Source organism: Micromonospora sp. CPCC 206061, assembly GCF_036906915.1.
GTDB lineage: Bacteria > Actinomycetota > Actinomycetes > Mycobacteriales > Micromonosporaceae > Phytohabitans.
Map to the genome: position 1 here is coordinate 1 of NZ_JBAKHX010000012.1, position 15185 is coordinate 15185.

The 15185-nt window shown below is 72.1% G+C and carries 18 protein-coding genes and 1 pseudogene; 9 read left to right on the forward strand and 10 right to left on the reverse strand.

Annotation, left to right across the window (positions count from 1 at the left end; all coding sequences use genetic code 11):
- From V6V89_RS11875 to V6V89_RS11900, 6 genes and pseudogenes are all read right to left on the reverse strand, one after another.
- Window positions 1-274: pseudogene (locus V6V89_RS11875) on the reverse strand (FtsK/SpoIIIE domain-containing protein); the annotation flags it as partial.
- Window positions 267-1142: a hypothetical protein gene (locus tag V6V89_RS11880; RefSeq protein WP_334619097.1), complete on the reverse strand. Its 876-nt coding sequence runs from the start codon at window positions 1140-1142 to the stop codon at window positions 267-269. The gene V6V89_RS11880 and the pseudogene V6V89_RS11875, both read right to left, overlap by 8 nt.
- Window positions 1143-1156: 14 nt before the next feature.
- Window positions 1157-1417, reverse strand: a complete 261-nt coding sequence (locus V6V89_RS11885) for a hypothetical protein (protein ID WP_265254571.1) — start codon at window positions 1415-1417, stop codon at window positions 1157-1159.
- 58 nt (window positions 1418-1475) lie between these two features.
- Window positions 1476-1835 carry a hypothetical protein gene (locus tag V6V89_RS11890; protein WP_334619099.1) on the reverse strand — a complete coding sequence of 120 codons (360 nt, stop codon included), beginning with the start codon at window positions 1833-1835 and terminating at the stop codon, window positions 1476-1478.
- The gene (locus V6V89_RS11895; protein ID WP_334619100.1) at window positions 1832-2863 is read right to left on the reverse strand and encodes a LysR family transcriptional regulator; all 1032 of its coding nucleotides are present in this window, start codon (window positions 2861-2863) and stop codon (window positions 1832-1834) included. Before V6V89_RS11895 ends, V6V89_RS11890 begins: the two co-directional genes overlap by 4 nt.
- A 101-nt stretch (window positions 2864-2964) precedes the next feature.
- Window positions 2965-3561: a hemerythrin domain-containing protein gene (locus tag V6V89_RS11900; protein ID WP_334619101.1), complete on the reverse strand. Its 597-nt coding sequence runs from the start codon at window positions 3559-3561 to the stop codon at window positions 2965-2967.
- Window positions 3562-3684: 123 nt separating this feature from the next.
- Here V6V89_RS11900 and V6V89_RS11905 point away from each other — a divergent pair, with 123 nt between their 5' ends.
- From V6V89_RS11905 to V6V89_RS11915, 3 genes are read left to right on the forward strand one after another with little or no spacing between them, the layout of a single operon-like run.
- Complete coding sequence (locus V6V89_RS11905; protein WP_334619102.1) at window positions 3685-4512, forward strand: SGNH/GDSL hydrolase family protein; 828 nt, start codon at window positions 3685-3687, stop codon at window positions 4510-4512.
- 9 nt (window positions 4513-4521) lie between these two features.
- Complete coding sequence (locus tag V6V89_RS11910) at window positions 4522-5826, forward strand: M20/M25/M40 family metallo-hydrolase (RefSeq protein WP_334619103.1); 1305 nt, start codon at window positions 4522-4524, stop codon at window positions 5824-5826.
- A 39-nt stretch (window positions 5827-5865) separates the two neighbouring features.
- Window positions 5866-6552 carry a hypothetical protein gene (locus V6V89_RS11915; RefSeq protein WP_334619104.1) on the forward strand — a complete coding sequence of 229 codons (687 nt, stop codon included), beginning with the start codon at window positions 5866-5868 and terminating at the stop codon, window positions 6550-6552.
- A gap of 9 nt (window positions 6553-6561) precedes the next feature.
- Here the strand turns inward: V6V89_RS11915 and V6V89_RS11920 are convergent, their stop codons facing one another.
- A complete protein-coding gene (locus V6V89_RS11920; protein WP_334619105.1) occupies window positions 6562-6753 on the reverse strand; it encodes a DUF5703 family protein in 192 nt (63 codons plus the stop codon).
- Window positions 6754-6786: 33 nt separating this feature from the next.
- Window positions 6787-7758 (reverse strand): aldo/keto reductase, encoded by a 972-nt coding sequence (locus V6V89_RS11925; RefSeq protein WP_334619106.1) that lies wholly within the window; start codon window positions 7756-7758, stop codon window positions 6787-6789.
- Between the two features lie 89 nt (window positions 7759-7847).
- Here V6V89_RS11925 and V6V89_RS11930 point away from each other — a divergent pair, with 89 nt between their 5' ends.
- The 6 genes from V6V89_RS11930 to mshC all read left to right on the forward strand — a co-directional run bounded on the left by V6V89_RS11930 (window position 7848) and on the right by mshC (window position 13364).
- Window positions 7848-8900, forward strand: coding sequence for an LLM class F420-dependent oxidoreductase (locus V6V89_RS11930; RefSeq protein ID WP_334619107.1), 1053 nt, complete (start codon window positions 7848-7850; stop codon window positions 8898-8900).
- A 52-nt stretch (window positions 8901-8952) separates the two neighbouring features.
- Window positions 8953-9786, forward strand: coding sequence for an undecaprenyl-diphosphate phosphatase (locus tag V6V89_RS11935; RefSeq protein ID WP_334619108.1), 834 nt, complete (start codon window positions 8953-8955; stop codon window positions 9784-9786).
- Between the two features lie 197 nt (window positions 9787-9983).
- Window positions 9984-10682 carry an MSMEG_4193 family putative phosphomutase gene (locus V6V89_RS11940; protein WP_334619109.1) on the forward strand — a complete coding sequence of 233 codons (699 nt, stop codon included), beginning with the start codon at window positions 9984-9986 and terminating at the stop codon, window positions 10680-10682.
- Between the two features lie 40 nt (window positions 10683-10722).
- Complete coding sequence (locus V6V89_RS11945; protein WP_334619110.1) at window positions 10723-11304, forward strand: DUF3090 domain-containing protein; 582 nt, start codon at window positions 10723-10725, stop codon at window positions 11302-11304.
- On the forward strand, window positions 11301-12116 hold the full coding sequence (locus V6V89_RS11950) for an SCO1664 family protein (RefSeq protein ID WP_334619111.1): 816 nt from the start codon (window positions 11301-11303) through the stop codon (window positions 12114-12116). The genes V6V89_RS11945 and V6V89_RS11950 overlap by 4 nt, the downstream gene beginning before the upstream one ends.
- A gap of 18 nt (window positions 12117-12134) precedes the next feature.
- Entirely contained in the window at window positions 12135-13364 is a 1230-nt protein-coding gene (gene mshC, locus V6V89_RS11955) for a cysteine--1-D-myo-inosityl 2-amino-2-deoxy-alpha-D-glucopyranoside ligase (RefSeq protein ID WP_334619112.1), read from the forward strand.
- On the opposite strand, the gene V6V89_RS11960 is transcribed toward mshC, so the two are convergent.
- Complete coding sequence (locus tag V6V89_RS11960; RefSeq protein WP_334619113.1) at window positions 13365-14156, reverse strand: GntR family transcriptional regulator; 792 nt, start codon at window positions 14154-14156, stop codon at window positions 13365-13367.
- Between the two features lie 55 nt (window positions 14157-14211).
- On the reverse strand, window positions 14212-15081 hold the full coding sequence (locus tag V6V89_RS11965; protein WP_334619114.1) for a PAC2 family protein: 870 nt from the start codon (window positions 15079-15081) through the stop codon (window positions 14212-14214).
- Window positions 15082-15185 lie beyond the last annotated feature (104 nt).

Here is a 15185-nt window from a genome sequence, read left to right on the forward strand (position 1 = left end):
CGCCGGGCGCGGCCAGCGCGCCGTCGACAGCGGCCCGCTGGGCCAGTTCGGCGAGGCCGGCGGCGTGCCGCTTGCCGAGTTCGGCGACCCGCCGGTCACGTTCGGCGGCGGCCCGCGCCGGGCGCTGCCGCGCGATCTCGCGGGTGCGGGCCAGCCGCGCCCGCGCGGCGTCCACTTCGGACGTCGCCCGGTCGAGCCGCACCCGGGCCGCCGCGCGGGCGCGCGCGAGCCGCGCGCGGACCTCGACGACGACGGCAGTCCGCCTGTCAGGCATTGGGCTCCGGCTGTTGTACGGGTTCGGGTGCGTGGGGGTCGAGCGAGTCGGGCTCGCGGTGCAGCAGCTGCAGGAGAACGCCGGTGAGCACGCCGCTGGCCACCGCGGAGTCGGCGGGATGGGTAGCGGGTTCGCCTTGAGCGCGTTCGGCCGGCGGCACCCGGCACACCCGCGCGAGCAGCGTGTCGAGCACCGCGGGCGGCAGCCCGGGGAGCAGGTCACGCACCCGCGGCCCCGCCTCGCGGGTGAGCATCGGCAGGTCGTCGGGGCCGGGCAGGTGCCGCAGCAGGTCGCTGGTCAGCCGGTGCAGAACCGGCGGTGCGAGCGCCGACATGCCGAGCCCGATGGGCGCGGACGCCCCGGCGAGCTCGCGGCGCAGCCGGTCGCGGTCGCCCGCGTGTACGCCGGCGGCCACCCGGCGCATCAGGTCGGCGCCCTCGGTGGCGGCGTTCCCGTTGGCCTCCGGGGGCTGCTCGTGCCCGGTCAGCTCGGACACCCGCTGCGCCCACCACTGGCCGAGCGGCGGCGGCGGTGCCGAGCTGGGCGGCACCGGCCGGTCACCCTCCGCGGCCAGGCCGGCGCGCCAGGCGCCGTCGGGACCCGCCGCGCCGTCGTGTGTCAGCCCGAGCGCCGTCAGGTACGCCAGGAGCGAGTCCTGCGCCACCCGTACCGCCTGCGCGGCCTGCTCGGCGTGTTCGAGTGCCCCGGCCAGCTGCGGCACACCCATGGGGTTGCCGGACGTCTGGCGTACCCACATCAACAGCTCGCCCGCGAGCCGCAACCGCTCGACGGCGGCCGTGACGAGACCGACCGGCAGGTCGTCGGAGGTCGCCCGGACCCGGGCCCCCAGTTCCTGGATCAGCGACATGGCCCCGGCCGTTTCTACAGCGCCGCGACGTACGCCTGGGCTTGCTCCACCGCGGCCTGTGTCGCGGCGAGGCAGTCGTCGAGTTCCATGATCGCTTGTTGCAGCGAGGCATGCGCGCTGCTCACCGCGTCGTGGCCGCTGCCGTCCAGGGCGGCCGCCAGGCTCTGCTGCGCTTCGGCGATCTTCTCGTTCGCCGCATGCACCGCCGCCTGGCCCTCGCTCACCTGCTGGATCGCGGCATCGATGGCCGACTTGACCTCGGCGACGCTCGCCACGGGGGAACCTCCTGGGGGTGGGGAGCCGCCATTCCATCATAGGTGCGGCGGGCGTTTCTCACCCCGGTGTCCTTATTGATCGTGGTCCGCGAACGTCAGCACCGAGCGACTTCACCCGTTCGCGCAGGCCGCGGTCGGCGGTGACCACGACGACCTGCCGGCCCTGCCCCTCATCGCGCACCAGGTCGACGATCGCGTCGTCGCCCGACCCGTCGGCGGACACGACGCGTACTGCCTCGGTCGACTCCAGGCCGCGTGCGGCACCCTCGACGACGAGGACTACCTCGTCCGCGTCGAGCCCCTTCAGCGAGTCGCGCAGCCGGCGCGCCGCACCGGCCCTGTCACGCCACCAGCCGTCGGGCCGCGACCCCACGACGTTCGCCCCGTCGATGATGAGCAGATCAGTTGGTTCTGTCACGAGGAGACCGGTTCGGGATCTGGCTCTTCGTCCGACAAAGCGGGCAAGGCTGGCATTATCGGGTCGATAGGCGCGGACGAGCCGAACGCTGGGTGGCTGCGCAGCCACTCTTGGTACTTGGGGGCGCGCGCGACGATGTCTCCATGTGCGGCGACCGCGTGCCCCAGCACGTCGTCGGCGAACTTGGCGGCGAGGGTGTCGGGATGCCAGCCCAGCAGCAGCCGCCAGCGCAGCGGCACGCCCGCGAGGGGCCGGGTCACCAGCCCGGGCAGCGGGCGGAACGTCGCCTGGCACAGCGCGACCGCCTCACCCGACTCGACCATGTCGATGCAGCCCCGGATGTCCGTCTCGTACAGCTTGCGAGGCGTGAACCCCGACCGGGCGCAGGCCGCGGCGAAGCAGTCCGCGAAGCACCCGTCACCAGGCGCGCCGACCCATTGCGCCTCCGCGAGGTCGCCCAGCGGCACCTCGTCGACCTCGGCGAGCGGGTGCTGCGCGGGCAGCATCACGAACACGGCGTCGACCGCCACGACCCGCCAGGCCAACCCGTGCGCGGCCGACGGCGCCGCGTCGCCGCAGACACCGACGAGCACGTAGTCGAGGCGGCCGCTGAGCACCATCTGGGCCAGCTCGTCGGCGTACCAGGAGGCGTAGGTGCTGATCTGCGCCTGTGGCTGGGCGTTGGCGAGCCGGTGCACCAAGCCGCCGACGATCGGGCTGTTGGCGCCGCCGACCCGGTACCGGCTCATGGTGTCGCCGGTCCCGGCCAGCCGCGCGGCCTCGTCCTGTAGGCCCTTCATCGCGGGCAGCAACACCCGCGCCCTGGCCAGCACCAGCTCGCCGAGCGCCGTGGGGCGGGCGCCGCGCCGGTCGCGCTCGAAGAGGGGCCCGCCGAGCGTGCGCTCGATCCGCTGGAGCTGCGCGGTCAGCGCTGGTTGCGCTAACCCGAGTTGCGAGGCCGCCTTGGTCACGCTGCCGGTTTCGGCGATCGCGACGACGACCTTCAGGTGGCGTAACTCCAGGTTCATAGCGTGACGGTAGGACCAACGTGGGATCACCGGAAGTCCTTCGGGCTGTGAAAGGTCCCCCAAAGGCCAGGTAGGTTGTAACCGATCGGTTACCGCCTTGATCAAAAAAGCCGATCCTCGCGCCGGGCGTCCAGGTCCCTGGCGCGTGTCCGGCGGCCCGTAAACGCGTCCCGTAGCCGGTCAAGCACCCCGAGTGCGGGATCCGCGACCTTGTTCCACGGCGGCTTGGCGGGCGCCTTCGGGTGCGGGCGGGTCGGCGCCGCCTCCTCGGCGACCTCCACCCTGTTTCCGAGCCGGATCAGCTCGGCGGGTGGCGTGGCCGCCGCGAGCGCGGCGAGCATGTCCTCCACCGACGCGGCGTGCTCGCGAAGACCGCGGGCGATCTCGGGGCCGGGGCGGCGGAGGGCGCGGCGCAAGGCCCGCCCGGCGGCGATCTCGCGATCGACGGCGCCGGCGCCGCGCATGCGCCGGATGACCGGGTACAGGTACTGCTCCTCGGCGGACAGGTGGCGGGCCACGGTTGCCGCCAGTACGTCGGCGATCTCGCGGCGCCGGCGGGGCGTGATCGCGGGGTCGGCGAGCCGCACGCACAGGTCCGCGATCGTGGCGTGCTCCCCCGCGAGCACGTCGACCACGCTGCGCCCGCCCGGCTGCCAGGTCACTCCGGCGGGTGTTGGTGGCAGTGGTGGCAGCGTCATCACGCCTGAATACCCCGCGCGTCCCTTCCGGGAAACCCGGAAACGGTTGTGCACAGTGTGACGACACCACTACCGTCTGATTACCCCTGCAACTCCGGCTCCCCGCGTAACGGAGGTGTACCCATGCCACTCCCGCGTCGCCTGTCTGCCGTCCTGGCCGCCACCCTCGCGGCCGTGCTCCTCACGCCACAGGCGGCTGACGCCGCGCCGCCCGCCCCCTCGTCGATGGCCAGCCTTGGCGACTCGATCACCCGCGCGTTCAACGCCTGCGGGTTCTACGTCGACTGCCCGTCGCGTTCGTTCAGCACCGGCACCGCCCCCTCGATCAACAGCCACTACCAGCGCGTACTGGCCGTCAACCCGGCCATCGCCGGGCGCAACCACAACGACGCCCGCTCCGGCGCGACCTCCGCCGACATGGCCGGCCAGGCCGCCACCGCCGTCGGGCAGGGCGTCGACTACGTCACGATCCTGATCGGCGCCAACGACGCCTGCGCGAGCAGCGAGGCCGGCATGACGCCGGTGTCGACGTTCCGCAGCCGGATCGACACGGCCCTCGACACCCTGAAGTCGGGCCTGCCGCAGGCCCGCGTCCTCGTGATCAGCATCCCCGACCTCAAGCGGCTCTGGCAGGTCGGCAAGGGCAACGTGCTGGCCCGCAGCGCGTGGGCGTTGCTCAGCATCTGCCAGTCCATGCTGGCCAATCCCACCTCCACGGCCGCCGCCGACAACGCGCGCCGCGACCGGGTACGCCAGCGTGTGATCGACTACAACACCCAGCTGGCGCAGGCGTGCGCGGCCTACGGGCCGAACTGCGACTTCGACGGCAACGCGGTGTTCAACTACCCGTTCACCCTCAGTCAGGTCTCCGGCTGGGACTACTTCCATCCCAACGCCGGCGGGCAGACGGTGCTGGCGTCCGTTTCCTACCAGGCGGGGTTCGGCTGGTAAGAAGAGTGGATGAGAACCGCCGTCGACGAGGTCGTCGACATCTGCCGTGACCTGCTGCGCATAGACACCACCAACACCGGCGACCTCGCCACGAGCGCGGGGGAGCGGGTGGCCGCGGAGTACGTGGCCGCGCAGCTCGCGGAGGTCGGCGTCGACGCCGAACTGCACGAGTCCGCGCCCGGCCGGGCCAACCTGGTCGCCCGGATACCCGGCAGCGACCCCGCCCGGCCGGCGCTGCTCGTGCACGGCCACCTCGACGTCGTGCCGGCCGAGGCCAGCGAGTGGTCGGTCCCCCCCTTCTCCGGCGAGCTGCGCGACGGGTTCCTGTGGGGCCGCGGCGCGATCGACATGAAGGACTTCGACGCCATGGTGCTCGCCGTGGTCCGCCAGTGGCAGCGCACCGGCGTCCGCCCGCCCCGCGACATCGTGCTGGCGTTCACGGCCGACGAGGAGGCCGGCGGCGAGTACGGCGCACACTTCCTCGTCGACAACCACCGCGACCTGCTCGACGGCTGCACCGAGGCGATCGGCGAGGTCGGCGGCTTCTCGTACACGGTGAGCAGCGACCTGCGCCTGTACCTGGTGGAGACCGCCGAAAAGGGGATCAACTGGCTGCGCCTGCACGCCAGGGGTCGCCCCGGGCACGGCTCGATGGTGCACGACGACAACGCGGTGACCGCGCTCGCCGAGGCCGTGGCCCGGGTGGGGCGGCACCGGTTCCCGATCGTGGTCACCCCGACGGTCCGCGCGTTCCTCGAGGAGATCGGCGAGGTGCTGGGCATCGAGATCGACCCGGACGATCCCGAGCTCGCGATCAGCAAGCTCGGGCCGATCGCCAACCTCATCGGCGCGACCATCCGTAACACCGCCAACCCGACGCGCCTCGCCGCCGGGTACAAGGACAACGTGATCCCCAGCCGCGCATCGGCGACCATCGACTGCCGCACCCTGCCAGGCCAGGCCGAGCTCTTCCTGGAGCAGCTCCGCGACGTGATCGGCCCCGACCTGGAGATCGAGCACGTGACCCGGCAGCCCGCCCTGGAGACCACGTTCGACGGCGCCCTGGTCGACGCGATGGCAGACGCCCTGCGCGCCGAAGACCCGGGCGCCCGGCCCGTGCCGTACATGCTCTCCGGCGGGACCGACGCCAAGGCGTTCAACCGGCTGGGCATACGCTGCTTCGGCTTCGCCCCGTTGCGCCTGCCCGCCGACCTGAACTTCTCGGCGTTGTTCCACGGCATTGACGAGCGGGTCCCGGTCGAGGGACTACAGTTCGGCGTGCGAGTGCTCGACCGTTTCCTGCGTAATAGCTGATCTGCCTGCGTAACAGCTGAGAAGGGACCTCCGATAACCATGACCGACCAGCACGCGGATCTCGACGCCGCCCTGGAGCGGGTGATAGAAGCGGCGCGCAGCCACCTTGTGGCGGTCAAGGCCGCCGAGGGCCGCATCGACGACGACGACGTCTGGCAGGCGTACGTCAACCTCAACAACGCCTCCTTCGAATACGACGAGCTGCTGCTCGACGCGTTCGGCGAGGTCACGCCGTGGGACGTGGAGTCGATCGACCCGGACGAGGCCGACGAGCGCTTCGGCGTTGGGCTGGGCGGCATCGACGGCGAGGAGCCCACCGACCCGCACCCGCAGGTCATCTCGGTACGCCAGCGCCGCGACTACCGCGTTCCGAGCGTGGCCGCGCTGGTCAGGGTCGCCGAGGCGGCCCGCCGGTCGGGTCTGCCCGACGACGAGGAAGAGGAGTCAGAGCCGGTGGTCGGCGTCGGCGACGCGGTGCTCGAGCTGCTACAGGCCGGTGACGGCTCACTGGGAGCGCTCGACATCCCGGAGCTGGAGCCGCTCGACGGGGTCGTGATGGTCAGCGAGGTCACCGACGCGCTCGATCTGGAGGCCTTCGAGGAGACCGACGCGACCGGGCCGTTCCAGCCGGGCAGCGAAGACCGGCTCGTCGGCCGGCTCGACGAGCACCCCTACCTCGCGCTCGACCTTGAAGAGGACGAAGAAGAGCTGGAGGCTCGCTCCTAGCAGGAGCTTCTAATACGAGAGGCCCGGTTGCGGCTGGTTGTTCACCCGACGGCGCAGCACCACCTGCCGCGTCCCGTCGCGAAACAGCCGCACCCGGGCCAGCTCCCAACCGGAGAACTCCGCCTGGATCGCCAGTTGCACCGTCGCGGTCACCCTGTCGACATTCGGTGGTAACCGCAACGGCGCGTACTCGTAGTCCATGCGCCCTATATTGCCCAGCCTTTTTTGGCTGCGCTAGCCTTCCCGCTCGGGATAACCCAGCGGAATAGCGGACACATCCTCCAGAGCCTGGGTGATCTCCGCCGGAAGGGTCATCTCCTCCACCTGCAGCGCCCCCAGCAGCTGCCCGACGGTGCGCGCACCGAGGATCGGGGCGACCACGCCCGGCCGGTCACGGATCCAGGCCAGCGCCACCTCCATCGGCGACACGCCCAGGCCGGAAGCCGCCGTCGAGACCGCCTCGACGATGCTGGAGCAGCGCGGCTCCAGGTACGGCTCCACGAACGGGCCGAAGTGCGGCGAGGCGGCACGCGAGTCGGCGGGGCGCCCATGGCGGTACTTGCCGGTGAGCACCCCGCGACCCAGCGGCGACCAGGGCAGCACACCCAAGCCCAGCGCGGTGCACGCGGGCAGCACCTCGCGCTCGATCCCGCGCTCCAGCAGCGAGTACTCGACCTGCGTCGCCACGACCGGCGCACGGCCCGGAAACGCGGCCTGCCAGGTGGCCGCCTGCGCGGTCTGCCAGGCGGAGAAGTTCGACACCCCGACGTACCGGACGCGGCCGCTCGCCACCGCGTGGTCGAGCGCGGTCAGCGTCTCCTCCAAGGGCGTGTCCGGGTCGTATCCGTGCACCTGCCACAGGTCGACGTGGTCGGTGCCGAGCCGGCGCAGCGAGGCGTCGAGGCTGCGCAGCAGGTGACCGCGGGAGCCGTCGCGACGGCGGCCGAAGCCCGGCCGCAGCCCCGCCTTGGTGGCGATCAGCATCTCGTCGCGGGGCACGAGCGCACCGAGCAGCGAGCCGATCACCGCTTCGGCCTCGCCGTCGGCGTACACGTCGGCGGTGTCGACGAGGGTGCCGCCGGCGTCCAGAAAGCTCTTGAGCTGCGCGGCCGCGTCGTCGGGGTCCGTGTCCCGACCCCAGGTCATGGTGCCGAGCGCGAGCCTGGACACCGCCAGCCCGCTGCGCCCGAGCGGTCGCTGCTGCATGGGTGAACCTTATTCAACCCGGTGTCACTGTCCAGTGGGCTACCTGGATTGCGTACCCTGGTGCGACCCGTGGGAGGTTGGGGGAGGACATGCGGCTTGGACTGAGTCTCGGTTACCAGACGGCCTGGAGCACGCCGGCCGACCACCTGGCGCTCGCCCAGGAGGCCGATCGGTTGGGCTACTCGGTGGTCTGGTCCGCGGAGGCGTACGGCTCCGATTCACCGAGCATGCTGGCGTGGATCGCGGGGCAGACCGAGCGGATCGACGTGGGCAGCGCGGTCATGCAGATCCCGGCGCGCACGCCGGCCGCGACCGCGATGACGGCGGCGACGATCGACGCGCTCTCCGGCGGCCGGTTCCGGCTCGGGCTGGGCGTCTCCGGGCCACAGGTGTCCGAAGGGTGGCACGGCGTGCGCTTCGCCAAGCCCCTGGCGCGCACCCGGGAGTACGTCGACATCGTCAAGCTGGCCATCGGGCGCAAGCCGGTCGAGTACGCGGGCGCGCACTACACGCTGCCGCTGCCCGACGGTCCGGGCAAGGCGCTGCGGCTCGGCTTCCACCCGCCGCGCGAGCACATCCCGATCTACCTCGCGGCGGTCGGACCGAAAAACCTGGAGCTGGCCGGTGAGATCGCCGACGGCTGGCTGGCCATCTTCTTCGCACCGGACAGCGCCGCCGACCAGCTCTCCGCCATCGCCGCCGGCCGCGCCAAGGCCGGGCTCGACGTCAAGGGCTTCGACATCGTGCCCAGCGTCCCGGTCGTGATCGGCGACGACCCGGCGTCCTGCGCCGAGCTCGTCCGCTGGTACGCCGCCCTCTACATCGGCGGCATGGGCAGCCGCGAGCAGAACTTCTACAACCAGCTCGCCACGCGCATGGGCTACGGCGACGCCGCGCGCGAGGTGCAGGACCTCTACCTGGCCAAGCGGCAGCGCGACGCCGCGGCGGCGGTGCCGATGGAGTTCATCGACCGCACCTCACTGCTCGGACCGAAGGAGCGCGTCGCGGACAAGCTCCGGGAGTACGCCGAGGCGGGCGTGACCACGCTGTCGGTGACCCTCTTCGTGGCCGACCGGGACAGCGGCGTCGAGACGCTGCGCACCGTGGCCGAGGCGCTGGACCTCGCCGGAGTGGGGGAGTGATGCACCCCACGGAAATGCTCCGCTTCGCTGTGCATTTCCACGGGGACCCCGCGTGACCTGGTTGGAGGCCATCGTTCTGGGCATTGTCCAGGGCCTCACGGAGTTCCTGCCGGTCAGCTCGTCGGCGCACATGCGTATCACCTCGGCGATCTTCTTCGGGGAGGACGCGGGGGCGTCGTTCACCGCGGTCACCCAGCTCGGCACCGAGGCGGCCGTGCTGGTCTACTTCGCCAAGGACATCTTCCGGATCGCGAAGGCCTGGATCGTGGGACTCTGGGACCGGTCGGTGCGCTCGTCGCTCGACTACCGCATGGCCTGGTACGTGATCATCGGGTCGATACCGATCGGGCTGTTCGGTTTCCTCTTCAAGGATCAGATCCGGTCGGCCGCTCGTAACCTGTGGCTGGTCTCGATCATGCTGGTCGGGTTCGCGCTGGTGCTCGCGTTCGCCGAGTACTGGGGCCGGCAGACCCGCATGATCGAGCACTTCACGCTCAAGGACGGCGTGGTCATGGGCTTCGCGCAGGCGATGGCGCTGATCCCGGGCGTTTCCCGGTCGGGCGGCACGCTGACGGCGGGCCTGTTTCTCGGCTTGACCCGCGAGGCGGCCGCCCGGTACTCGTTTCTGCTCGCCATCCCCGCGGTCGTGATGTCGGGGCTGTTCAGCATCCCGGACGTGTTCGACAAAAGCGGTGCGGGGCTCACCCCGTCGGTCGCCCAGATGGTGGTGGCCACGGTGATCGCTTTCGGACTCGGGTACGCCTCGATCGCCTGGCTGCTGCGCTACGTGGCCCACCACACCCTGTACGTTTTCGTCCTGTACCGCGTGGCCTTGGGCAGCCTGGTGATGTGCCTGTTGATCGCCGGCGAAATCACCGCAACCTGACCCGAGGGATCGGCGCCCGGCGGCGGCGCCGATCGCACACAGCCCGCTCGCCCCGCGCCCCAGACCGCGCCTTTCCGAACCAGCGCCGCCCGCGCGGGGCTCAGCGGGGCTGGCACGGATGGCCGGGCAGCCTGGCGGACCGCGCTACGGGGTTTTTGCGACCGGTCGGTGTTGAGGGGGTCGTAGGCTGGGGCACCGTGGCTACTGTGCTCCTCTTGCGACACGGGCGTACCACGGCCAACGCCGACGGTGGGCTCGCCGGCCGGCGGCCGGTCGAGCTCGACGACACCGGCCGGGCACAAGCCGCCGCCGTGGGCGAGCGTCTGAAGGCGGTACCCCTCGCGGCGGTGGTCACCAGCCCGCTGATCCGGTGCCGGCAGACCCTGGAGCTGGCGCTGCCCTCCGCCGAGCCGCACCCCGAAGAGGGGTTGATCGAGTGCGGGTACGGGGAGTGGGAGGGGCAACCGCTCAAGAAGCTCGCCAAGCATCCACTGTGGCCCGTCGTGCAGCAGCACCCGAGCGCGGCGGTCTTTCCGGGCGGGGAAGCGATGGCCGACATGGCGGCGCGCGCGGTCGCGGCGGTGCGCGCCTGGGACGCCCGCGTCACCGCCGAGCACGGGCCGCACGCCATCTGGCTCGCGTGCAGCCACGGCGACGTGATCAAGGCGATTGTCGCTGACGCGCTGGGCGTACACCTGGATCTTTTCCAAAGGATCGTGGCCGACCCGGCGTCGCTGACCGCGATCAGCTACACGCCGACCAGGCCGTTCCTGCTCCGCCTGAACGACACGGGCGGTGACCTCGCGGGCCTGGTTCCGCCGAAGGGGCGCCGGGCGCGGCGGCCAAAGGCCGCCGCCTCCGACGCTGCCGTCGGCGGCGGCGCCGGTGGTCGATAGCACTGCGCGCGCGAAGCACTCGACAGATAGGGTTCTAGGTATGACCCACCAGGTACACGCCTTCGAGCCGCCGGAGCGGTTCGTCGCTGGCACCGTGGGTCCGCCGGGGGAGCGGACGTTCTTTCTCCAGGCGCGCGGCGGGGGCCGGCTGGTCAGTGTCGCGCTGGAGAAGGTACAGATGACGTTGCTGGCCGAGAAGCTCGAGGAGCTGCTCGCCGAGGCGCACCGCCGCTTCGGTGCCGAGCTGCCCGAGCCGCCGCCGGCGCTGTCCGACAACGAGCCGCTGGAGACGCCCGTCGACGAGGAGTTCCGGGTCGGGACGCTCGGGCTCGCGTACGACGTCGACACCGCCACCGTCGTGATCGAGGCGATCGCCGCGGGCGAGGCCGAGGTGGAGCTGGAGCTCGGCGGCCCAGGTGAAGACGATGACGAGGACGATGACGAAGAGGTCGACGACGACCTCGACCGGCTGCGGGTCCGGCTGACGCCGGCCGCGACGCGGGCGTTCATCGACCGGGCCCGCCGGGTGCTCGCCGCCGGCCGCCCACCGTGTCCGCTGTGCGGCCAGCCGCTCGACCCGCGCGGCCACCTGTGCCCGCGGCACAACGGCTACCACCGTTGACCGTCGAGACCTCGCCGGTGCTCGACGAGAGTGACGCGCTGCGGCTTCTGGAGCGCGGCGAGTTCGAGATCGAGGGGCGGCTGGTCGACGCCTCCAACACGACGCTGCGCGCGTTCCTCACCCTCGACGGAGTGACGGCCCGGTGCGTCTACAAGCCGGTGCGCGGTGAGCGGCCACTGTGGGACTTCCCGGACGGCACGCTCGCCGGGCGCGAGGTCTCCGCGTACCTGGTCTCCCGCGAGATGGGCTGGGGGCTGGTACCGCCGACGGTGCTGCGCGACGGCCCGCTCGGCGAGGGCGCCTGCCAGCTCTGGATCGACGAGCCCGACGACGGCGAGGCGCTGGTCGGGTTCGTGCCCGCGTACGAGCTGCCGGCCGGCTGGTTCCGGATCGCGGCCGCGCGTGACGACGACGGCACCGCGTACGCGCTCGCGCACGCCGACGACCCGCGGCTGGCACGGCTCACCGTCTTCGACGCCGTGGTCAACAACGCCGACCGCAAGGGCGGCCACGTCCTCGTGGGCGAGGGCGGCCGGGTGTACGGGGTCGACCACGGCGTCTGCTTCAACGTCGACGACAAGCTGCGCACCGTGCTGTGGGGCTGGACCCGCAAGCGGCTGCCCGACGAGGCGGTCGAGGCGCTGACGCTGCTCGACGCGGCCCTCGTCGGCGAACTGGGTGAGCGGCTCGCGGGTCACCTGACGGCGGCCGAGATCGGGCGCACCCGCAAGCGGGTCGCGAGGCTGCTGTCGACCCGCCGCTTCCCGGAACCCCCGGAGGACTGGCCGGCGGTGCCCTGGCCTCCGATCTGAGCTGGTTAGGCTTGGCGCATGGATTCCTGGATCGGGCACGAGGTGCCGCGGTTGCCGGGCGGCGGGCAGCCGCTCGCGTTGTTCGACTCGGCGCGCCGCAGCGTGCACCCCACCGCCGCCTCCGGCCCGGCCACGATGTACGTGTGCGGCATCACACCGTACGACGCCACGCACCTCGGCCACGCCGCGACGATGATCACGTTCGACCTGGTCCAGCGGATGTGGCTCGACGCCGGCCGCCCGGTCACCTACGTCCAGAACGTCACCGACATCGACGACCCGCTGCTGGAGCGCGCCGCCCGCGACGGTGAAGACTGGGTCGTGCTCGGCATGCGCGAGACCGCCCTCTTCCGCGAAGACATGGAGGCGCTGCGGATCATCCCGCCCCAGCACTACGTGGGCGCGGTCGAGTCGATCCCCGCGATCGTGGCGAAGGTGACCACGCTGCTCGACGAGGGCGCCGCGTACCGCCTCGACGAAGACGTGTACTTCGACATCGCCTCGACGCCACGCTTCGGGTACGAGTCGAACCTGACCCGCGAGCAGATGCTCGTCTTCGCGGCCGAGCGCGGCGGCGACCCGGAACGCCCAGGCAAGCGCGATCCGCTCGACCCGCTGCTGTGGCGCGGCGCCCGCGACGGCGAGCCCGCGTGGGACGGCGGCCCGCTCGGCCCCGGCCGGCCCGGCTGGCACATCGAGTGCGCCTCCATCGCCCTCGACCTGCTCGGCGCCACGATCGACGTGCAGGGCGGCGGCAACGACCTGCTCTTTCCCCATCACGAGTGCTCCGCCGCCCACGCCGAACGCCTCACCGGCGAGGCGCCGTTCGCCGCGCACTATGTGCACGCGGGGATGATCGGGCTCGACGGCGACAAGATGTCAAAGTCGAAGGGCAACCTGGTCTTCGTGTCCCGGCTGCGCGCCGACCACGTCGATCCGATGGCGCTGCGGCTGGCGCTGCTCGCCGACCACTACCGCGCCGACCGCCAGTGGACCGACGACCTGCTCAAGACCGCCGAGCAGCGCCTGGGCCGCTGGCGCGACGCGGCCGCCGCGTCGCACGCCCCGTCGGGCGCCGCCCTGCTGGCGGGCGTCCGCGCCAGGCTCGCCGACGACCTCGACACGCCGGGTGCCCTGACACTGCTGGACACGTGGGCCGACGCGACGCTGGCGGGCGCCGGCGACGACGAGGCGGCTCCGCCGCTCGTCGCGCGCGCGGTGGACGCGCTCCTTGGCGTCCGCCTCTGATCACCCCAGCGTGAGGCCCGGGTCGGGGTCCGGGTCCGGGGCCGGTCCCGGGATCTTGTACTCCTCCGTGAGAGTCGTCATCGGACCGGGCCAGGTCGCCTGGGCCACCTCCACCGGTTTATGCCCAGCGTCGAACGCGACGTGGAGGAGATGGAGCACAGGGGTGTCGGGGCGGATCTGGAGGATCTCCGCCTCCTCGCGGCTCGGCTGGCGGGCGCTGAGCGTGTCGGTCGCCGACGCGTACGGGCGCCCGGTCGCCTCCTCGGCCTCCTGGTAGAGCGGCCGGCCGAACGCCTCCCGCCGCTCCAGGGAGGTGCCCGCCGCGTCCTCCACCCGAAACCACGACGCGCCCACCTCGACCGGCACGTCCTCGGTGCGCACGAGGTGCCGCCGCACGATCAACTCCGTGCCGTCGCGCACCCCGAACGCGTCCGCCACCTCCGGCGGCGCCGGCGCCCGCCCGACCTCCACGAGGTGCTGCCGGTACCGGGCGGCCAGGTCGGCGTGGTACCCGCGGAAGCCGCCGTACCGCCCCCGCGAGAGGCGGTTGAGGCGCCGCTTGGTGCCGCGCACGTAGGTGCCCGAGCCGGGCTTGGTGATCAGCAGGCCCTCGACGCGGAGCTGGTCGACGGTGCGCTGGACGGTCTGCTTCGCCACCCCGAACATCTCGGCGATCGCCGGGATGGACGGCAGCCGCTCGCCCGGCCCCCAGTCGCCCCGCCGGATCCGCTCCCGCAGCTGATCCGCGATCTGCCGGTGGGGGAACTCGGCGGCCCCAGGATTGATACTCATAGCAGACTAGGATGCTTTACGGGCCGTGATGCCCGCACCCCGACACGCGAAGCGTCTACCAGGAACCGGCCGTCGGGCCGGCTGAGCCGCCGCGGCGGCGCAGGTACTTCTCGAACTCCTGGGCGATCTCGTCGCCGGTCAGCGGCTGGATGCCCGCGTCGCCGACCCGCTCCTCCAACTCGCGCACGTACTCGCCCAACTCGGCATCCTGCTCGGCCGCCGTGCGCACCCGCTGCTCCCACTCGGCGGCCTCCTCGGCGAGGTCGGCCATCGGCACCGGCAGGTCGAGCACGTCTTCGATCCGGTGCAGCAGCGCCTGCGTCGCCTTGGGGCAAGGCGGGTTGTTGGCGTAGTGGGGCACGTGCACCCAGAACGACACCGCGTCGACCTCGGCGGTCGTGCACGCGTCCTGGAGCACCCCGACGATCCCGGTCGGCCCGTCGTACCGGGTCGGCGTCAACTGGTACCGCTCGGCGGCCGTCTTGTCGGACGCCGTGCCGCTGATCGGCAGCGGCCGGGTGTACGGCACGTCGGCGAGCAGCGCGCCGAGCAGCACCACCCGGTTGACCTCCAGGCTGTGGCAGATCTCCAGCACCTGCTCGCAGAACGTGCGCCAGCGCATGCTCGGCTCTATGCCGCGGATCAGCACGACGTCACGCTCGGTGCCGGGCGGGCTGGCCGCCATGAACCGGGTGGTCGGCCACTCGATCCGGCGGGTCTCGCCCTCGGCCATCGTGATCGTCGGGCGGCTCACCTGGAAGTCGTAGAAGTCCTCCGGGTCGAGCGCCGCCACCTGGCGCGCCTCCCACACCTGTTCCAGGTGCTCGACCGCGGCCGTGGAAGCGTCGGCAGCGTCGTTCCACCCCTCGAACGCGGCGATCGCCACGGGGGATCGCAGCACCGGCAACCCGTCAAACTCGGTCACGAGAGCCAGACTACGTTGCCGAGCCGACCTGGGCCCGGTGGCCAACCCCGTCGGGCGGGTCGCGAAGCCGGGTGGGTGGGCCCGGGCGGCGAGTCGGGAACGAT